At 53.5% G+C, this 18,541-nt stretch carries 24 protein-coding genes and 1 tRNA gene; 14 read left to right on the forward strand and 11 right to left on the reverse strand.

Going from position 1 to position 18,541, the window contains the following annotated elements:
- The first annotated feature begins 70 nt into the window (after positions 1-70).
- Positions 71-814 carry a substrate-binding periplasmic protein gene (locus tag GM668_RS23145; RefSeq protein WP_155441328.1) on the forward strand — a complete coding sequence of 248 codons (744 nt, stop codon included), beginning with the start codon at positions 71-73 and terminating at the stop codon, positions 812-814.
- Between the two features lie 245 nt (positions 815-1,059).
- Positions 1,060-2,013 (forward strand): hypothetical protein, encoded by a 954-nt coding sequence (locus tag GM668_RS23150; protein ID WP_155441329.1) that lies wholly within the window; start codon positions 1,060-1,062, stop codon positions 2,011-2,013.
- 54 nt (positions 2,014-2,067) lie between these two features.
- Here GM668_RS23150 and GM668_RS23155 read toward each other — a convergent pair whose 3' ends face one another.
- Positions 2,068-2,295: a hypothetical protein gene (locus GM668_RS23155; RefSeq protein WP_155441330.1), complete on the reverse strand. Its 228-nt coding sequence runs from the start codon at positions 2,293-2,295 to the stop codon at positions 2,068-2,070.
- A 252-nt stretch (positions 2,296-2,547) separates the two neighbouring features.
- Here GM668_RS23155 and GM668_RS23160 point away from each other — a divergent pair, with 252 nt between their 5' ends.
- From GM668_RS23160 to GM668_RS23170, 3 genes are all read left to right on the forward strand, one after another.
- Positions 2,548-3,039, forward strand: a complete 492-nt coding sequence (locus GM668_RS23160; protein WP_155441331.1) for an Hcp family type VI secretion system effector — start codon at positions 2,548-2,550, stop codon at positions 3,037-3,039.
- Between the two features lie 8 nt (positions 3,040-3,047).
- A complete protein-coding gene (locus tag GM668_RS23165; protein WP_155441332.1) occupies positions 3,048-3,512 on the forward strand; it encodes a penicillin-insensitive murein endopeptidase in 465 nt (154 codons plus the stop codon).
- A 492-nt stretch (positions 3,513-4,004) separates the two neighbouring features.
- Positions 4,005-4,391, forward strand: a complete 387-nt coding sequence (locus GM668_RS23170; RefSeq protein ID WP_155441333.1) for a hypothetical protein — start codon at positions 4,005-4,007, stop codon at positions 4,389-4,391.
- Between the two features lie 138 nt (positions 4,392-4,529).
- Here GM668_RS23170 and GM668_RS23175 read toward each other — a convergent pair whose 3' ends face one another.
- The gene (locus GM668_RS23175) at positions 4,530-5,303 is read right to left on the reverse strand and encodes a substrate-binding periplasmic protein (protein ID WP_155441334.1); all 774 of its coding nucleotides are present in this window, start codon (positions 5,301-5,303) and stop codon (positions 4,530-4,532) included.
- A gap of 945 nt (positions 5,304-6,248) precedes the next feature.
- Here GM668_RS23175 and GM668_RS23180 point away from each other — a divergent pair.
- Together GM668_RS23180 and GM668_RS23185 are read left to right on the forward strand one after the other, a co-directional pair.
- Entirely contained in the window at positions 6,249-6,632 is a 384-nt protein-coding gene (locus tag GM668_RS23180) for a hypothetical protein (protein WP_155441335.1), read from the forward strand.
- A gap of 30 nt (positions 6,633-6,662) precedes the next feature.
- Complete coding sequence (locus GM668_RS23185) at positions 6,663-7,091, forward strand: hypothetical protein (protein ID WP_155441336.1); 429 nt, start codon at positions 6,663-6,665, stop codon at positions 7,089-7,091.
- Between the two features lie 466 nt (positions 7,092-7,557).
- Here the strand turns inward: GM668_RS23185 and GM668_RS23190 are convergent, their stop codons facing one another.
- The 5 genes from GM668_RS23190 to GM668_RS23210 all read right to left on the reverse strand — a co-directional run bounded on the left by GM668_RS23190 (position 7,558) and on the right by GM668_RS23210 (position 11,328).
- On the reverse strand, positions 7,558-8,268 hold the full coding sequence (locus GM668_RS23190) for a class I SAM-dependent methyltransferase (RefSeq protein ID WP_155441337.1): 711 nt from the start codon (positions 8,266-8,268) through the stop codon (positions 7,558-7,560).
- On the reverse strand, positions 8,246-8,857 hold the full coding sequence (locus GM668_RS23195) for a hypothetical protein (protein WP_155441338.1): 612 nt from the start codon (positions 8,855-8,857) through the stop codon (positions 8,246-8,248). The genes GM668_RS23190 and GM668_RS23195 overlap by 23 nt, the downstream gene beginning before the upstream one ends.
- Before the next feature lie 82 nt (positions 8,858-8,939).
- Positions 8,940-9,446, reverse strand: coding sequence for a YfbU family protein (locus tag GM668_RS23200; RefSeq protein WP_155441339.1), 507 nt, complete (start codon positions 9,444-9,446; stop codon positions 8,940-8,942).
- A gap of 11 nt (positions 9,447-9,457) precedes the next feature.
- On the reverse strand, positions 9,458-10,171 hold the full coding sequence (locus tag GM668_RS23205) for an FRG domain-containing protein (RefSeq protein ID WP_155441340.1): 714 nt from the start codon (positions 10,169-10,171) through the stop codon (positions 9,458-9,460).
- A gap of 44 nt (positions 10,172-10,215) precedes the next feature.
- Positions 10,216-11,328: an FRG domain-containing protein gene (locus GM668_RS23210; protein WP_155441341.1), complete on the reverse strand. Its 1,113-nt coding sequence runs from the start codon at positions 11,326-11,328 to the stop codon at positions 10,216-10,218.
- Here GM668_RS23210 and GM668_RS23215 point away from each other — a divergent pair.
- From GM668_RS23215 to GM668_RS23230, 4 genes are all read left to right on the forward strand, one after another.
- Positions 11,327-11,614 (forward strand): hypothetical protein, encoded by a 288-nt coding sequence (locus GM668_RS23215; protein WP_155441342.1) that lies wholly within the window; start codon positions 11,327-11,329, stop codon positions 11,612-11,614. The genes GM668_RS23210 and GM668_RS23215 overlap by 2 nt on opposite strands.
- 397 nt (positions 11,615-12,011) lie before the next feature.
- Positions 12,012-12,410, forward strand: a complete 399-nt coding sequence (locus tag GM668_RS23220) for a TraK family protein (RefSeq protein ID WP_155441343.1) — start codon at positions 12,012-12,014, stop codon at positions 12,408-12,410.
- Between the two features lie 147 nt (positions 12,411-12,557).
- Positions 12,558-13,325, forward strand: a complete 768-nt coding sequence (locus tag GM668_RS23225) for a LysM peptidoglycan-binding domain-containing protein (RefSeq protein WP_155441344.1) — start codon at positions 12,558-12,560, stop codon at positions 13,323-13,325.
- Complete coding sequence (locus GM668_RS23230) at positions 13,313-13,741, forward strand: hypothetical protein (protein ID WP_155441345.1); 429 nt, start codon at positions 13,313-13,315, stop codon at positions 13,739-13,741. Before GM668_RS23225 ends, GM668_RS23230 begins: the two co-directional genes overlap by 13 nt.
- Positions 13,742-14,071: 330 nt before the next feature.
- On the opposite strand, the gene GM668_RS23235 is transcribed toward GM668_RS23230, so the two are convergent.
- Positions 14,072-14,162 (reverse strand) — tRNA-Ser (locus GM668_RS23235).
- A 170-nt stretch (positions 14,163-14,332) separates the two neighbouring features.
- On the opposite strand from GM668_RS23235, the gene GM668_RS23240 reads away from it, so the two are divergent.
- Complete coding sequence (locus GM668_RS23240; RefSeq protein ID WP_155441346.1) at positions 14,333-14,851, forward strand: 2'-5' RNA ligase family protein; 519 nt, start codon at positions 14,333-14,335, stop codon at positions 14,849-14,851.
- A 10-nt stretch (positions 14,852-14,861) separates the two neighbouring features.
- On the opposite strand, the gene GM668_RS23245 is transcribed toward GM668_RS23240, so the two are convergent.
- The gene (locus tag GM668_RS23245) at positions 14,862-15,464 is read right to left on the reverse strand and encodes an acyl carrier protein phosphodiesterase (RefSeq protein WP_155441347.1); all 603 of its coding nucleotides are present in this window, start codon (positions 15,462-15,464) and stop codon (positions 14,862-14,864) included.
- Complete coding sequence (locus GM668_RS23250; RefSeq protein WP_155441348.1) at positions 15,464-15,889, reverse strand: VOC family protein; 426 nt, start codon at positions 15,887-15,889, stop codon at positions 15,464-15,466. Before GM668_RS23250 ends, GM668_RS23245 begins: the two co-directional genes overlap by 1 nt.
- A 113-nt stretch (positions 15,890-16,002) precedes the next feature.
- Between GM668_RS23250 and GM668_RS23255 the strand changes: the two genes are divergently transcribed.
- Positions 16,003-16,749: a metallophosphoesterase family protein gene (locus tag GM668_RS23255; protein ID WP_155441349.1), complete on the forward strand. Its 747-nt coding sequence runs from the start codon at positions 16,003-16,005 to the stop codon at positions 16,747-16,749.
- Positions 16,750-16,871: 122 nt separating this feature from the next.
- Here GM668_RS23255 and GM668_RS23260 read toward each other — a convergent pair whose 3' ends face one another.
- Positions 16,872-17,654 carry an alpha/beta fold hydrolase gene (locus GM668_RS23260; RefSeq protein ID WP_155441350.1) on the reverse strand — a complete coding sequence of 261 codons (783 nt, stop codon included), beginning with the start codon at positions 17,652-17,654 and terminating at the stop codon, positions 16,872-16,874.
- Positions 17,655-17,897: 243 nt separating this feature from the next.
- On the opposite strand from GM668_RS23260, the gene GM668_RS23265 reads away from it, so the two are divergent.
- On the forward strand, positions 17,898-18,539 hold the full coding sequence (locus tag GM668_RS23265; protein WP_229499774.1) for a transporter substrate-binding domain-containing protein: 642 nt from the start codon (positions 17,898-17,900) through the stop codon (positions 18,537-18,539).
- Positions 18,540-18,541 lie beyond the last annotated feature (2 nt).

Here is an 18,541-nt window from a genome sequence, read left to right on the forward strand (position 1 = left end):
ATGCTCTCATCATTACTTTTCACGCGGCAAAGCTGACCGGCTAGAATAGCCGTGTTAAAGGAGCGCGCCGATGAAATTCCTGTCTTCGCTGGCACTTCTGGTGCTGTTGCCGTTCCCCGCCGCCGTGACGGCGGCATCGTACACCTGCGTGTCTTTCGAATATCCACCGTTGATCACCGGGGGCGCCGAACCAACGGGATTTGCGGTGGAGCTGGTCAGGCAAGTGTTCCGTCAAATGGGGGATGACGTGGCGGTCAACCTGTATCCATGGGAACGCGCCATGGCGATGGTCAAGGCGGGGCAGGCCGACTGTATTTTCACCATCTACCGCTCCCCCGTCCGTGAGCAATTCCTCGATTACAGCCATGAAGTGCTGGCGCAGCAAGTCGTCTATTTTTTCGCCCGCAAGCAAGACGCGCCGGAATTTAATGGCAACATGGATCTCGTCAAAGGCGTACGTATTGGCGTGGCGCGGCAGATCAATTACGGGCCCAGGTTTGAAGGGTTTCGCGACAGGCTCGTCATCGATGAGGCATCGACGATTGAACAAAATTTCAGGAAACTGGCGGCGGGCCGCGTGGATCTCGTTCCCAGCAACCTGCACACGGCGATGGCCACATTGGCATTGCCCGGCATGCGAGACGCCGCAGACACGATCGTCAGGCTGTCGCCGCCCATCGAGGCCGTGCCGAGCTATATCGGCTTTTCCAGACAGCGCCATTTGTCGGAGCTGCGGGACCGTTTCGACAGCGAACTAAAGAAGTTTTTCAAGTCAGATGCGTACCGGGCCATGCTGGAAAAATATCAATGGTAGAACCCGGCCGCCCTTCATGGTCGGCGGGGCAGTACCGCGTCGATGCGCCGGCCAATGGCTAAGCAGCCAAGTCGGTACAGGTGGTAAATATTGCGACGGCTGACCAAGCCAGCGTCAACTTTGCGCTGACGCCGTAATTGCTGTATGGGGCGCCGGTTCGGGCGCCCTGTGGTAAAGATGGTAATTGTCTTTTTGATTATTTTGCGCAAACATACAGTTTCTTTGTCTCTGCAAGAGGATCTACGATGAAACTGTATGGTGTGGCGGGACTGGCGGCAGCAGGACTGCTGGCGGGCTGTTCGGGCATCGTGGCGAATCACACTTCGCCGGACCGGATCCGGTTGGGCGACTTTCAAAAGGCGGACAGCGGCATCGTCGTGCTGTCGATGGGCTCCGACAAGGAATGCTCCGTGTACAGCAAGTTCATGTACGTCAAAGATGCGAACGGTGCGGACGTACCCGGATTTTCCGGCATGTCGATCGATGTCTATGCGGTGAAAAGCGATTTCACGGACCACTATGGCACCGTCAACGCGCTCACTCTCCCAGCAGGCAAGTACTTCCTCGCGCCGCGCTACGCCAACTGGCAAATCGTCAGCAAGACCATGCCCATGCTGCCTTTCGAGGTGGTGCCGGGGCAGACCACGTACCTGGGCGAGGTGTACCTGAGCCCTGCATGCGGCCAGGAAAGCCGGATGCTGGTACGCGACCAGTATCCACGCGATATGCGTGTCTTGATCGGCAAAAATCCCGCATTCGCGCAGCGGCAAGTGGTCAAGCATTTGCTGCTGGATGTGAAGGATATTGGCGGTGAACAGCATGCGGCGGAATTGATAGACGCATCCGCGATCCCTGCCAGGTGGAGCGGCAATCTCGCTTGCAGTGCACGTGCGGACAGTGGCGCGAATGCTGCCGCGTTTGACGTCAAGCTGGCAATGGATGTGACGGGTAACCAGGCCGTCATCCGGCGCGCGGGAGCGGATTTGGCGGAATCGCTGACGGGCGCCGCAGTGGGCCTGGACCTGGACATGCGTGGGGAAGGCCACCGCTTGAGCGATCCGGGAAGGGCGTGGCAGTACCGGCTGAAGGGCAAGTTTGTGCAGGATGGGCGGGCGGTGACGGCATATTCCGCGACGGGCAGCATGCTGGTAAATGGAGCGGCGGTGCGGAGTTGCCAGTTACGGATGACGCCAATGTGAGTTGGCCGTGCACCGCGACTGGCATGTTCCAGTGTGGAGCAAGCACGGCTGGCATCACGCCGTGCCGTTTTGTTTCCGGTGGTTTGGCGCCGCTTGCTGATCCACCGTGGCGGCGGCGGACTTCATTGCATCGCGCCGTGCGATGACTTCCTTGCGTAATTCCTGCAGCTGTTTTTCGGACGGATCTTTAGTCAGCATCAGCGATTGCAGCTCTGCCTGATAGCGCAGCACAGCTTCGTGCCACGCGAGCCAAGCATTGAAATATTCTTCCCAGTACGACACTTGTTTTCCACCTGCTGGTTTTTCGCGCCTGCGATGGGCAGGCGAGGAGGCCATCCACGCCGTAGCGCACGCGAGCGTGGGCTAGCTACGTTGATGCAAGAATATCGTAATTGAAAATTCTTTTCCCGTGCGCACGGGAGATTGTCGTGTTGCATTGGGTTGGCTGTTTGGTGTGCCGCCTGTCGGGCGTCAAACTCTGAATTTTCCAATCGGAAATACTGACTTCCTCATCAACTGCACAGGGAGGTCGTTATGGCCATCGACGTCTATCTGCAACTGGATGGCGTGAAAGGGGAGTCGACGGATAGTGGGCATGCGGGCTGGATTGAGTGTACGTCGGCGCAATGGGGCGTGAGTCAGCCCAAGAGTGCAACGTCATCGACAGCCGGCGGCCATACGGCCGAACGCTGTGACATCCGCAGCATTTCCATTACCAAGCTGGCGGACTTGGCCTCGCCGCTGCTGATGCAAAACTGCGCGGCTGGCCGCACGTTACCGCGAGCGCGAATTGACTTTCTGCGGGCCGATGGTCATGGTGACCGCGTCAAGTATTACGAAATTGAGCTGGAAAATGTGCTGATCGGCAGCGTGAACCAGGCGATTCATCAGGGCGACATTCTTCAGGATTCCATCAGCCTCAAGTTTTCCGTTGTGCGGTGGAAGTACACGCAGCAGCGGATTGGCGGCGGGGCGGGAGGGAATACTTCTGGTGGGTGGGATTTGTCGACTAATCGGATTGCCTAGGAGCGGCGATGACGCAAATTATCCAGCCGCATGACAGCCGGGGCTTTGTCATGATTCCGCAGGCGCCTGAAGATGCAGGGTATTACGTGTACGGCGAACCGGGTGCAGGCGTGAATCAGTACGTGCACCCGCAAATGCTGTCTTTGATTTTTGCCGTGGAACGGGCTTGGCAGGGCATCGATTCCCGCAAGTTCGGCGTGGGCGATATCAGCTCTGCGGGTGGGCCGAAGATGGGAGGGCATGATTCGCACCGTCGAGGTGTCGAAGTCGATATCCGTCCTTTACGTAAGGATGGAAAGGAAATTGGCTGCGTGTATCAGGACGATGCGTACGACCGCGCTGGGACGGAAAAGTTGATTAAGCTGTTTCGCAGTTGTTCTGCCAGTCCGCTGCTCATCTTCTTCAATGATGTGAAGATCCCCGGGGTTAGGCCGCTGAAGAAGCATGACAACCACTTTCATGTTCAATTTTGACTAGTCTATGACAAGATATTTTTTGAGAGCCATTGCGGCTGGCGTATGCGTTACTGGTCTGGCACTTGCCGCATCACCAAAGGCGTGGGACGGCACATACGTGTCATTTACTGGCCGTTTCCTTATTTACTCAAAAAACTTGGATGAAAAGGCCGCGCCTACTGCAAAAGACAGGCGCATTTCCTTTTTCGTCGAAGGCGCGCTTGCGAAACAGTTGTTTGATTCAATTGGTCCGGATGAGAAAGATGCGTGTGGTGCTTCGGCTGATTTGCGGGTCCGTGAACGGGGAGATGTATCGTGCACCCTCGATAGACTGGACAAGAAAAGCCCGTACACGTGCCATTTCGGGTTGGATCTTCGATATGGGAAAAGCATCGCTGGTTCGACGTGCTGATGCAGGAATGTCTGCTCAATGAACGGCCGGAGGTACAACGACAAACACAGTGATCATTTTCAATTCCAGTTCAACTAGGAATTCCCGGAGGACGACAGATGTCTGTAGCCATAATTCTTGCGATGCTCAGCAAGGCCGGTCATGCAGGTTTGGAACGCAAGCCGATTCCGGCCGAGGCCCGTAAGGTCATCCAGGAAGTGCACGTAGCAGCGAAAGCAAAGAACTTTACGGCGCTTCGAAGTCAGATGGTCTCGGAATTTACCTGGAGCTTTGGCGGTGACGGTGACGCAAGCCAGGCAATCGATGCATGGCGACGTGATCCAGCAGCCCTTCGTGAGTTACATCGGGTGACTGGTGGGCGATGTGTGTTTTATGCGGACGACAAAAACATTCAGTGCCCGCCGAATGCTGGCTACCGCTATCGGGCTGGATTCACGAAAACAGAGCAGGGGTGGCGGATGTCGTATTTTGTCGCTGGTGATTGATATCGGGCCGTCTGCAAAATGCTTGTTTGCACATGGCCCCGATCGGCCGCATCAAACGGTTTGTCCAATGATATGGGCTCTGGCCGTGGATGCAGTTTTTCGTGATTGAATTCTGGGCGGGGCGAGACCGCCATGCAGTCAGTCAAGCTGCTTTTTCTGGTAATTCTCGCCAAGGCGCTTGATCGAACCATCGAGCCACATGGTTCCGACCGCCTTGTTCAAGTCTTCGATCATCCGGTACGGCACCGCCAAATTGCACGCCATGTAATGATCGACTTCCTGGATCACGAAGACGGGCTTGATGGGCACGTTGCCCTTCTGCGCGACCAGCTTGCCGCGAAATAAACCGGTGGCCCACAGGTCGATGCGTCCGGCGGCCAGTTTATTCAAATTGAGTTCATTGGTCCCGACCAGTTCGACATTGACGTCACGGGCTTGCAGGAAAGTCGAGGGGCCATCTTGCAACAAACCGCCGATACGGTATTTCTTCGCTTCATCGAGGCTGTCGACGGTCTGGCGAAAATCGCTCTTGGCAAACAGCACCCAGGTATTTTTCGACAACGGCCCCACCCATTGAAACTGCGATTCGCGCTGGGCAAGCCGCACCACCGGGTAGACGCACGTGTCCGCTTCGTTTTGGGCGCGCCAATAGGCGCGCGCCCATGGATTGAGTTCCATCTTGCCGGCAATGTTGGCGCGGCGCGACGCCTCGGCAACCATTTCAAAGGTCAGTCCACCAATCGACTTGCTGACCGGATCCATATAGGCGAACGGGGCGTTTTCGTCCGACAGGAATTTTAATGGCTCAAGCGGCCATGCCGGTAAGGCAAGGACGAGCCCGGCGAATGTTGCCGCCAATGTCGCAGGAAATCGTCTCCGCTTTCCGATCAGTTCCCGCACCGACTTCCCCATCAATTCCCCAGCAAATGGCCATCAAACCGCCGCGCCAATAAATAGTGCAGCATTGCGTCACCTGATCATGCCATGTGGCTAGGCGCGGGGGCAATCACAGTGTGGCGCTTTTGGTTCGGTTTGCTGGGCACTAATCGTGGGTTGGCTTTGCTCGGGGCCAAGACCTGTTAGCACACCTTGCGAGCCGAGCACGGGTTCCTTCATATCGGAGACAAGATTACGATCTGTGAATCCGCCACAGAGTTTTATGCAGCCCGCAAACCACAAGGAGCTGCCGGGCTTATCTGTGCAAGAAACTTGTTCTTGCCATGTTACGTCGCTCGAGTGCTGATAGTTTTTCCTGGCTCCAACCTGTTTCGTGACTGGTCGCATGGTTGTGTCGGTGCAATTGTTGATCACAATCAATTTCGTGCAGGGAACTTTCGCTACGCTGGTTGCCATTGCATCTACCTTGGAGATGAATGTGCGGCGTTACACTATCACACTAGGCGCTTCGACTACCGCTGGCGGCAAGGTAATTTCCGCAAGCGCCAATGGCAGTATTAACGGTCAGCAGATCGCGCTCGATAATGACCTCTGCACCTGTGGATGTGCTATTCCAAACCCAAGGAGCGAATAAGGAGGAAGTAATCGAGCAATATTTTTCGCTGCGCAATGCGTCAGGCCATCCGGCAGCTTGGTAGGTTCGATCACATTTATGAATCTACCGCAGCTCATGGCGGAACTATTTTCTGGAGGATTTCGCCACAGAATATTCAAGTCATGAAAGCCAAGGAGTACAAATGAAAAGTAACGTTCAACGGCTTCTTTCCATCTTGTCGTTTCTTATTGTTTGCCAATTTTCGGCGGCGGCGATGCCATCGAAAATAATGCAATCAACTTGCCTTCTGGGTGAGGCTGTATCGCGCGCTGTGCGTCTGTCGGAATTGTCAACAAATTTAATAAGTGAGCAAGAAAACTATTCAAGTGGGATATGACGCCATCTATTATTTTGTAGATGGTAAGACTGAGATTGGCTATGGGGAAAAATCTGGAAAAGGCGCTCTGATATACTCCGGAAGAATCTATCCGCTGGATAACGCAAAGGTGATTGCAAAAGGCCGCACGGTGCCATCGGAATTCAGTCCGGCGTTGGCCTCTTGGAGCAGAGTGAAAGACGCTAGCGGTTCCTATCTATGTGTTAACTTCAACTTCGACGGCATTGGGAGAAGTGGTTCATTTCAAAATTTCAAGGGCGGATACCTCTTAGATATTGGAAATGACGAGCATCATCTTTATTACATTGAAGGAGATCTCAGGGCCATCCGCCGTGCCGTTCCCCGCCATTGATTCCAGAGAGAGACATTCTGGAAACACGGTATGCGTGGCCTGACCTGCACCTTAGCCGTCACGCTTGCTTGCCTCGCGCCTGTTGGCCAGGCGCAGGCCGGAAAACTCGCCGGAACGTTTGCGGGCACGGGACGGGCCTGTTTCGGCAAGCTAGTGGTGCACGCGAAAACCATTTCGTGGTTGACGACATTTAGCCGCTGCGAGTCGCTGCCGTATGAACTCATTGAGCAAACCACGGACGCGGATATCGACCGCTATTCGTTCAAGTTCACCCGTCATTCGCCCCAGTGCCGCTATCGCTACATTACGGTCACGCATCGCGGGGCAAGTGGGGCGGACATTGGCTGGGGTGTCATCGGTTATGGCAGTGAGCAAAGCCACCTTGCGGACAAGGCCAATGGCTATACGGCGAATGCGCCGAACGCGATGGCGTGCTACCTGGTGCGGGAGTCGAGGTAGAAGGCACAGTGCGGCGTGTTGGTGCCTCATGTCGCAAGCCGAAGTGGTGAAAGAACGCGCGCCCTCGGCGCGCGGCGCTGTTTATTTACCGCTGCGCGGCAAAATAAACAGCAAATGGGCGACTCGGTCGCGTCTCGTGACCGCGCGACCGCCAGTAGGCGGATCGCTTTCGAATCCCCCGGGCAAGGCCCGCAGGGGTCTTGCTTCTCTCCGCCAAACCCAAAATGAAAAAGCCGCCCAGTGTGCGGCTTCCTCTTCGAGAGGGGGATTTATATCTTATTTCATATCGTTGTAAAAACGTCTGATGCAATAAATTTGATGTTCCGCATACCCCGAAGCATACCCCGTTTTTTGAAATATAATTCGATAGTTATTGCTTGATTTTTTTACTATCAAACTCGGAAATAAATTTTAATGTATCCAAAATTTCGTGAAAATTGAAAGATGTTTTCTGCATGGAAGATATTCATATTGCCTTCATTTTTATTAATATAAACCTTGGCAAATGAAAGCCGCGCCCGACGAGTTCCTTGAATTCATCAATACGAAATCTGTTACTGATTAAGGTGGAAATATATTTTTCTATAGGATGGTGAAAATGCGTCGTTAAAATATTGCTCAATTCATTTTGGATTTTAAATTCTCCTTCAACTGCAAATGATTTTTTATAATTGAAATTTGGGTCTGAGGCATACCCCCAATATATGGGCCAGAAAAAAGGATGGGGAATAGTAATGATGAAAATTCCATTTTTTTTTATAATCTCTCGGGATGCGGAAATAAATGCTTGAAGATCTGGTGCGTTGCTTGCTGACATATTGCAAATCGCGAGATCAAACTTCTTTCCCTTTAATGCATAAGTTTCTATGCTCTCGGCATGAAAGCTGATGCCCACGCCTTTATGCTGCTTACGTCCAATCGCGATAGATTGCTCGCTAGGATCAATGCCAACGGCTAGTTCAGCGAACTCCGCAGCTCTTTCTGTAAGCCAGCCCGTGCCGCAACCAATGTCAATCAAAGTTTTGACTCTATGAAGTTCGCTTAAAATGGCTGGGGCAAGTACAAAGTTAGCGCTGTGGTCCTTGCCAGAACATACTTGTTCATCTCTCAGTGCCGCAATCGCATCCCACTCGCGCGTAATGCGGGCTAGGCTCTTAGATTTTTTTAAAGTTATCATTGGCTATTTTTATAGAACGAATGAGATCAAGGGCCATGGAATAAGTTGGATGAGACGAATCAAGCTCTTCAATAACGTGGTGCTCGTTGGGTTTACGTCGGCCAATGGCCACATATGATGAAGCTTGGTTGCCAGAATTTACAACCGTAAAGCGCGTAATTGGATCAAACCCTAATGAGCCGTAAACAATTATCTCTGCCCCAAGATTTTTTAACTCAATTAGCTCCGGCGTGGATCTGTGAACAAGAAAGGTTAATTCTCTTCGGCTGGCCTTTTGTTTTAACAAAGCATAAATTTTGGCATCTGTAACCCAACTAGCATCACGTGAGCAAATTTCGCAACGGCCACTATTCTTTAGCATGGAAAACATATAACTGTTGATGGCATCAGAGTTTCGATATCTTTTTGCGAGTCTTCGTCGTTCCTCCAGTATATCGCGGATGGCCGCGATGGTGAATATGATTGAAACAACAGCAACGAAAGTCATTTGCTTTAGAGACATGGACCCTGATACTGGACGGAGAGTGAAGAATAGACCAATTAGAGATGCAGCAGCGGCAATCCAATTGAGTAATGCTTTAATAATCATGTATGAAACCTAAAAGTATTCCAACGTGATTTCCTTGCTAAGGGAAATCTGCATTTTTATCGACGGATAGCGCTTCAATCAGCTAAGCATCCAAAATTGAAAAGATGTCGTTAAGGGTTAGTTTGTGAAACGAGTTAATTTTTTCCGCTGCGGCTATCATTCTTTGATATTTTTCATACATCGGCGTATGACTGTTCATGCCATCATTTTTTGATAAATATTGTTCTTGTTCTTGGAATTTTCCTTGTGTATCAATAAGAAAACGGCAAAATCCAAGATATTCAGATTCATTGTTGCCATCAAAGCCAGGGAAAGTAGCCATGGGGTGGGATAATAATTTTTCGTCTTTGGTTGACCTCTTTATATTTTCAATTGATCGGTATAGGTCTAAAATACTGATAACGAACCTACTATCCTCTTCCGGCATTTCATCTGAAATCCAATCTCCTATTTTGTGATAAAATCCCTGGTAGCCATACTCTAGAATTTCAATCAGTTCAAGATAATGAGAGGAATTTTCCTTTTCTAATTGGGAGAGTATCTTGTACTGATTTATAAGGAAGATTCGATCTTTTTTGCTTAGTTCCATAACTGTTTTCCTCAAAGAATTTTTCTCTTGATGTGGCGGGCCATTCCAACAATGTCTGGATAAATAGTATATTCATCTAAATTTGCCCAGCGTAAAAATTCGCGTGCTTCTGGTTTTGCAGCGCTCGGGAGAATTATTTTTCGAAAAGAGGTTGATGCTGCAGATTCGAATCCATTCATTACTGATCCTGCAACGGTGAAAACACCTTTTTGAGCTTGCAGTCTATCACTCTGATGGTTAGGTCTAATTGCAAGCGGTTTCTCTATTTGAATGGGTCGCTTTTCCCAATAAATGGTTTTATATTCAAAAGATTTATCTTCCGGGACGTTGATTATGTCCTCTCTACCACTTAGGCGATTTAGAGCAATAGGGTCAAGTATGAATAATGCACTATCATCTGAATCGCTATAGTCTCCATGAAGAATAAATGCAATTGCAATGCCCATTACTGTGCTCCAATCAAGTAGGCGCGTTGGAACCCAATAATGCTGCATGTCAAAAAGAGTTTCCCAGTCACTAGTTCGCCGATCGAATAGTCGCGATGCGGACTTTGTGAACTCCAGAAATAATGCTTTCTCTTTCTTTTCCCAATCTTTCTCTCTGGGAAGACTTGGAATAAGTTGCCATTGATGGTTGGAGTGACCTCGATACCAAACCTCTGCTGGACTGCCAAGATCAAGTTCGGCAGCTCTTACTTCCTTGAGAAAATTGTCCCAAGCTGACATGGATTCTCCATTATTTTAAATATGGTTAATTCTATATTTAATATTCAGATTTTTTGTTTGAAATTCATTTCATGTTTCATCATTGTGCAAACCCCGTCGAGACCAGGAAACATCGAAGCAGCAGATAAGCCCATAAAATACAAATCTTCTAGAGCCTCTACGGCGCTTGAAATTGGAATATCCACGGCCGTCAATAACTCTATTTTGGTAACCTTTTCGGCTTCGCATAAAAATGCTTCAAGATCTACAATGTTTGTAAGCAAAAATCTTCCTTGCTGGGCAAGTAGCCGTGGATTTTTCCGAGGAGCTATATTAAGGTACGAAGCATGTTTTCCTGGTGCTGTTAGTGAAACTATCGGTGATGCTATTGATGAAAGGGCTCGGCTAAGGGAATAAACTCGAACATGGGTTGAATTTGGGCGAGTCGAGAGGTTCGCTAATGCATCAGAAAATGCAAAAAAAGCCGCAACGTAGGGGGATGCTGTCCAGTCAAGCAATGGCGTCGGGAGGCCATGATGCTGAGCGAGTCCTACAGCAACTGAAAAATCGTCTGGATCTCCTCTAGTAAAACGCATGTCCAGAATATTTTCCGCAAATCCTTGAAATCTGGGCATAGTTTCATAGCAAAAGCGTTCAGATCTAGAGCGTCCAGCACGGTGAAGTGTAGACGACAAGGTAAATGTATTACTTCCATGGCCTCGAAAATCGACGAAATTTCCTTCTGCGCGTTTTTCGCTTGCCCAAGATTTGAACGCGGACCAATTCCGGAGTTTGCGCGCCTTAACCTTCATTGGTTTCTTGATGAAAAATTCTACTTTTCCGCCTTCATTTGATTCGTGCCCCCAAGTTCCAACTAAGGAATTCTTATGTAGCTTTAGCTCTGATGAAACCTTTACTAATTGATCATAATTTTCCAGTCTCGGCGGGGCAAAAAGCCCACCACCATTATCCGGAACGTAAAACATTAATGGAGTGAGTCGGATTGTATTTGAGTTAACTTCAAATATTCTCATCAAAATGCCAGCTGATTTTTGCATATTTGAACCGCACCATTGAATCATCACTTCGTCCGGACGATCCAAGTCCCGACAAAAAATTGCTTCCAAGCGTTCCCCCATGCTTTCAATATGCCCAAACATTTGAATAGGAAGTTCCATGGGAGTACGCCTCGTAGTTGTCGTTGAGTTCTGGCAATATTGCCACGCTTTCGGACGGATTCATAGTTTTGCTGGACGTAAGTTAATTTTCTCGTTGATCCTCGCGGTATCTCCATGGCAATCTCTGCGCGCGTTGATGCAGAGTGCAGTAACGCGTCTTTTCGCAAAAAGCACTCCTCATGCCTCGGCTACCGCAGGTAAACGGAAGAATTTTTTGGTGGCATCCAAAGTTGCTTCTGCAGTTCTTGAAAAAAATTTGCAAAATGGAAAGATGTGCTTGAAATGATTCGTCGGGTATATTTTCGTTGAGCACCGCAGGTGCGAATAAGCAGGAGGTGAAGTTAGCTAACCGCAGGTTAGCTAACTTCACCTATCCTGCCCGCATTCGCAGAGTTCTTACGCCAAGACAGAAAGTCATCCCGGCCTCGGTTTGTCGTCTGTTGCACATCAAGTCGAACCCGAAACCATGGATAACACTACTGAGAGGGCAGCAGTCGCCCAACAGTCGGCCATTAGTTGTCCATTAGTCCTCCATTGATCCGGTTAGCTAACCCAGTTGACAACTAATTGGGAATTAGTCCACGAACAGTCCGCACTGCGACCGCGATTCAGCCGGTTCTGCGTCGCAATCGGGGCGCAACCGCTCATCGATCGGGCTTCAAACGCATAGGAGTATTGATGCCATGGCGAAAAATTATGTAAGCCAACTTGGGGAATGGGTTGCTTCGCAGCCAGCAACTCAGAAAGCAAAAAATCTGACGGCCTTTCTTGCCGTGCGCGACGATGTGCGCGATGCGCTCAATGCGGCGTACTCCGTTAAGACGGTATGGGCACACCTGTATGAGTCCAAGCGCATCGACATCAAGTACGATGCCTTCCTTGGTTACGTTCATCGTTACCTGCAGAAGTCAGGGCAGCAATCGGAAAGTTCGGATTCGCAGCAATCTGGCGCGGCAGGGGCAGGTGCTGGTTTCCGTGGGAAACCTGCGGGGCCTGCGTCGCGGTCAGAGCCAAGGAAGTTGTCAGTCGATATGCCTGGCTTTGTGTTCAACCCGATTCCTAACAAAGATGAATTGCTTTAGCGGGCTGCCGATTATTCCATTGAACAGCATCTCTTGAGATAGGGCCAATCGACAAATTTTCGCAACCTTACGATGGGTATGCCGAACTCGTGTCCGGGGCCGGCTTCCATTCAGTTGTCAAAATTCCCATTGTCGAAAGGAGTGCCCATGTCCGCACATGCAGGCAGTAAATCCAACGCCCAGCACAAATCAGGATTCGACCGCGGGAAAGACACCATTGATGCAGCGCTGACCGACCGGCGCTGGCATGAATACGATTGCGATATCCAGCAGGTTGTTAATGAATTCAATCGCCATCTGGCCGGTACCGCAGGCTTTCACTCGCTTGACTGGCGGATTATTAAAGCCATGATCTGGACGGAAACATGCGGCCCGACAAATCCGGCATGGCGCAGCAACCCGATGCAGATTGGCAACCCCGGCGATCCAGGCTTACGGGCTCTGCTGTTCGGGAATGAAGGCGGCGATTTGGTCTTGCCGCCGGATGTCAGGAAAAGACTCATCGGCACGACGATTCGGGGAAATCCAGTCATGAACATGCGTGCCGGTGTCGGCTACCTGCTGATGCGGCTGGCGCATTATCGGATCGGGACAGTACAAGACCCCGCCGATTCCAACGTATATACACTGGAAGTCCGGCGCGGCGACACCTATGCGACGCTGGCGCGGGCAAACGGTACCACCGTTGATACTCTGAAAAACCTTAACCGTGGCGCCGCGCCACTGGGCCAGGGACAGACTTTGCGTTATCAGAAAGCATCGACAGGAAAAATGATTGCCAGTTGGGACCTGCCGACTTCGCAGCGCATTGCCATCCGTTACAACGTAGGCGATGCGGAATATGCGGCCAAGCTCGATTACTGCATGTCGGTGATCAGGAAAAGCCTTTCTGAAAGTGCGGCATGCGCGGCCTGATCTGTACCGCAGCCATCACGCTTGTTTGCGTGGCACCTGCTATTCAGGCGCATACTGAAAAACTCACTGGAACTTTTACGGGGACGGGAAGGGCCTGTTTTGGCAAGCTGGTCGTGCATGCGAAAACCATTTCGTGGTCAACGACATTTAGCCGCTGCGAGTCGCTGCCGTATGAGCTCATAGAGCAAACCACGGACGCCGATGTTGATCGCTATTCGTTCAAGTTCACGCGGTATTCGCCGCAATGCCGCTATCGCTACATTACGGTCACTCACCGCGGGGCAAGTGGTACGGACATTGGCTGGGACGTTATTGGATACGGCAGCGAGCAAAGCTATCTTGCCGATAAGGCCAACGGCTATACGGCGAATGCGCCGGACACGATGGCGTGCTACCTGATCCGCGAATCAAAGTAGAAAGCGCCGTGCTGCACGTTTGAAGTGGGGCGGTGCCGTATATCACTCGCCTTTCATCGGACGTGGGCGTTGGGGCATTTTGCTGGCCTGGATGCTGCCGTAAACCGAAGTGGTGAAAGAACGCGCGCCCTCGGCGCGCGGCGCTGTTGATTTGCCGCTGCGCGGCAAATCAACAGCAAATGGGCGATTCGGTCGCGTCCCGCGACCGCGCGACCGCCAGCAGGCGGATCGCTTTCGAATCCCCCGCGCAAGGCCCGCAGGGGCCTTGCTTCTCTCCGCCAGGCCCAAAACGAAAAAGCCGCCCAGTGGGCGGCTTCCTCATTTTGTTCCTGGCGGAGAGAGGGGGATTCGAACCCCCGATAGGCTATGAACCTATACACGCTTTCCAGGCGTGCGACTTAAACCACTCATCCATCTCTCCTTCATCTCGCAGGCTCGCTGCAAGAGAGGCCGCATTGTAGCAAAGATTCTGAAAAGTACCAATATTTTTTGTCGCCATTGTTGTGGCTTCCCAGAAGTCGCGGGCAGCAAACGTGCGGTCACCTTGCTAATATTGTCTACAAGGAAACTCCAACGCTTAGCGCGATCGTTATGGATACGTCTCCACCGAAACGGCGCCAGTTAAGCCTCTACCTGCCAGCAGGCGCTGCTGAAAGCGTAGAGGCAATTCGCCGGATAGCCGACCCTGTGCAACATGGTTTGATTCCCGCACACGTCACCCTATGCCGGGAAGATGAGCTGACCGATCTGCCGGCAATCCGTGCACGGCTGCGCAACGGTACGCAGGCGCCGCTGACGCTGGCCTTTGGCAAAGCCGAGCCATTTTCCAGTCATGGCGTGCTGCTGCAATGCGTGGAGGGGCAGGGTGCTTTGCAAGAGTTAAGAAAATATGTACTGGCTTCGGACGAAGTTCGAGTGCAGCAGGCGCACATCACACTGGCGCATCCGCGCAATCCCCAAGCTATTCCGGATGCATTGGCCAGAGCGTACACGTTGCCGGAACGGCTGACGTTCGTTCTGCCGGAAATTCGCCTGATCGAGCAGCAGGACGGCGGACGCTGGCAAACGCTGGAGTCGTTTCCCCTGCAGTGGCAGGCATTGTCCATATGAAGAAAATGCCTTAGGAATATGCGCCCACCATGGCGGCACGCCGTTCTTCCGCAAAGCGCATCAAATCCGGAAAGAATTGTTCAAACCCCTGCGTCAGCACCGCATAGTGCTCGCGCACATCCGCAATCCCTTCACGCATGTGCGCGCCATTCCTGCTCAGCCTTTGCGAAATCCGTTCAATGGCTTTTTCCACGGCGGCGAAATCTTCATACGCGTTGAGCCAGTTCAGCTCCACCATATGCGGCGCCATGGCGCGTAAGCGGTCCGGCAGCAGCGCGTGATGCTCGGCAAGCGCGGCATAAAAACGGTCCAGCATGGCTTGGCGCGGTTCGTCGCACCAGCGCTGCCATTGCAGGCTCAATACATGGTCGTAAAACACGTCCAGCAAAATGCCCGCATAGCGCCGCCGGCCTTCCGGGAACAGTTCCGCCGACGCCTTGACTGCCGGGTGGCTGTCCGTGTAGCTGTCGATGTAGCGGTGCAGCTGGATTTCACGTGCGACGTCGGGCGGATAGCGGCCCGTGACGTCGGCTTTTACGAAGTCGCCCATGATGCCGCCCACCATGGCGGCGCCGTTGTGGCGGGCGAGGAAGATATGGGCGAGGTAATTCATCAGCGCATGGCACGCAGCGCCACAGGATGGCCCGGGCGCAGTTGCAGCAAGTCCCACAGGTTGCCGTACAAGTCTTCGAAGACTGCCACGGTGCCGTAATCCTCTTCCTTCGGCTCCCGGATAAAAGTGACGCCGTTGGTGCGCAGGCGTTCATAGTCGCGCCAGAAGTCGTCCGTATTCAAGAACAGGAAAACCCGGCCACCGGCCTGGTTGCCGACGAACGGCTGCTGCTCCGGCTTCGATGCCTTGGCCAGCAGCAGGGTCGTGCCGGTGCCGCCGGGCGGCGCCACGACCACCCAGCGCTTGTCCTGGGCTGGCTGATACGTGTCGTCCACCAGTTCAAACCCCAGCTTGCCGACGTAGAATGCGATGGCTTCATCGTAGTCCCGCACTACGAGCGCAATGTGGACGATGGCTTGTTTCATGACTTTTCCTTGATTGGCTGGCCGACGCCTGCCATTGTAAAAGCTTCCCGCAAGCGGCGCAGTTTTCCACTGTTTGCTACGATGGCGTTCTCACTACTGCAGAAAGGAATCCCATGCGGATCGCTGCCTTGTCCGATATCCACGGTAACCTGTGGGCGCTGGAAGCCGTCCTGGCTGACATTGCGCGGCGCGGGGCGGATTTGATCGTCAATTTGGGCGATATCGTGTCCGGGCCGTTGCTCCCGGGCGAAACGGCGGACCGGCTGATGGCGCTGGCGCTGCCTACCGTTGCAGGCAACCATGAGCGGCAAGTGTTGACGCAGGCGCCGGAACGCATGGGGCCATCCGACCTGTATGCGCACCAGCAGCTGACGCAGAAACAGCGCGCGTGGCTGGCCGGTTTGCCAGGGACATTGCGCTTGAATGACGACGTGCAGATGGTGCATGGAACGCCGCGCAGTGACGTCACGTATTGGCTGGAGAGCGTGACTGCGCCACAGGGGATGCGGCCGGCCACATATGAGGAAGTGGCAGAGCGGGCAGCGGGCGCGGCGGCGCCGCTGGTGCTGTGCGGGCATACGCACGTGCCGCGAGCGGTGCAGCTCGACGATGGCCGGCTGATTGTCAATCCGGGCAGTGTCGGGTTGCAGGCGTATGACGACGACAGGCCCTATCCGCACCAGGTGGAAAATGGGACGCCGCATGCGCGGTATGCGTTGCTGGAAAAGCAGGCGCACGGGTGGCAGGTGGAGTTGCTGGCGGTGCCGTATGACTGGCGCGAGGCGGCGGAACTGGCGGCGCGCAATGGGCGGCCGGATTGGGAAATTGCTTTGCGGACGGGGAGGATGACGTCCCGGTAGTGCAACCGGAGATTGTTGCTCCGAATGGTAGGGCGGGTTCCACGAACCCGCCTGCTTGCTTTAACGCGGCGCATGCAAGGCGGGTTTGACTCGGCGTCCCCGTAAAACCCGCCCTACGAATGTTATGCGGCGTCGATTTCCTCGCCCACCAGGAAGCCGGCAATCAGCGGATTGACTGCCGCGGCATGCGTAATCGGCGCCATGTGGCCGCCTTTGGTTTGCACTGCCGTGGCATTGGGCAGCGCTTGTGCCAGCAGTGCTGCCACGCGGCGCGTCGACAGCGGGCTGTGGGCGCCGGACATTACCAGCGCCGGCATCGCCAACTGCGCCATGTCGGCCAGCGTGGCCGGTTCGTTCAACAAGGCGTGGAAGTCCAGTTTCACCTTGGCGATCTGCGACGTGAAGCGCTGCTGCTGAGCTTCCGGCAGCGCATCGAATGCGCCGGCGCGGTTCCAGTAATCGATGAAAGTGCGGGTGCCATCCTTGTCGCAGGCAGCGTCGTTAATGCAGGCCACCACGTCTTCGATTTCCACGCGCGCGTCGTCGGCTTCGTCCAGCAAGTGGAATGCCACCGGTTCAAACACCGTCAGCGACAGCACGCGCTGGTGTTCCTGGCGCGCCAGGCGCAGCGACGTGGCGCCGCCATACGAGTGGCCCACCAGGTGGAACGGTTCGTCCGGCGCCAGGTGCAGTGAAATGGCGGCCATGACGGCGTCCACTTCATGCGCCAGCGAAAAGCCGGGACCGGCCGCTTCATCCGGGAATGGCGATTTGCCATAGCCCAGCAAGTCAACTGCGATGAAACGGAATTGCGATTGGTGCTGGTTGATCAATTCGGACCACTGGCCCTTGGAACTCATGGAGCTGTGCAGCAATACCACTGCAGGCAATGCGTTGGAAGTCATGTGTGGCGAAAAAACTAACGGCGAATCCACGATTATATGCGGCTTTGGCAGAGCGGAGTACCATATGTCAATTAACGATTGGTAATTTCGTGTTAGCGCCCAACCTGCCAATTAAATATGCCGGCAACCCCGCACTTGTTCGGATTCTGCCTCGCGCTGCAGTTGCTGGCTGCGGCGGGGTGCGGGGCGCAACAGCGGATTGTTGCCACGATTGTTGCCACATATCATGATCGCCCCCCGTATTTGTCACCGGGATCGGATGGCGCGCCCACCGGGCTGACGGGAACGCCCGCCGCCAATGCCTTCCGCGACGCCGGCATTGCCGTCACCTGGATGATGGCGCCCACCAACCGCCAGCTGGCCATGGTCAAGGATCCGCAGCAGCCCAGTTGCGCGGTGGGCTGGTTCCGCAACGCCGAGCGGGAACGTTTCGCCCGGTTCACCAAGCCGATTTACCGCGACAAGAATTGGATCCTGCTGGCCAATGCGGGCTACACGATGCCGGAAGGCGCCACCCTGGAACAATTGCTGCAAAACCCGGAGACGCGCATTCTCGTCAAAGAGAATTATTCTTATGGCCCCGACATTGACGCGATGATCGTGCGCGGCAAAGCCACGGTGGCGGTCTCGGCCGGGAGCACGGACCAGTTGCTGCAATCCGTCAGTGGCGGCGCGGTGGACTTCATGTTTGTGTCCGAGGAAGAGGGGCAATACGCGATGTCGCGCCGCCCAGGAGCAAGCGGGCCGCAAAATGGCCGCGGCGCCGGCCTGCGGCTGCTGCGGCCCAAGGGCTTGCCGCACGGCGCGGAACGCCACATCATGTGCGGCAAGAGTGTGCCGGATAGCGTCATTGAACGGCTGAACAAGGCCATCACGTTCCGCTGACA

Source organism: Pseudoduganella ginsengisoli (genome assembly GCF_009720865.1).
Lineage (GTDB): Bacteria > Pseudomonadota > Gammaproteobacteria > Burkholderiales > Burkholderiaceae_D > Rugamonas > Rugamonas ginsengisoli.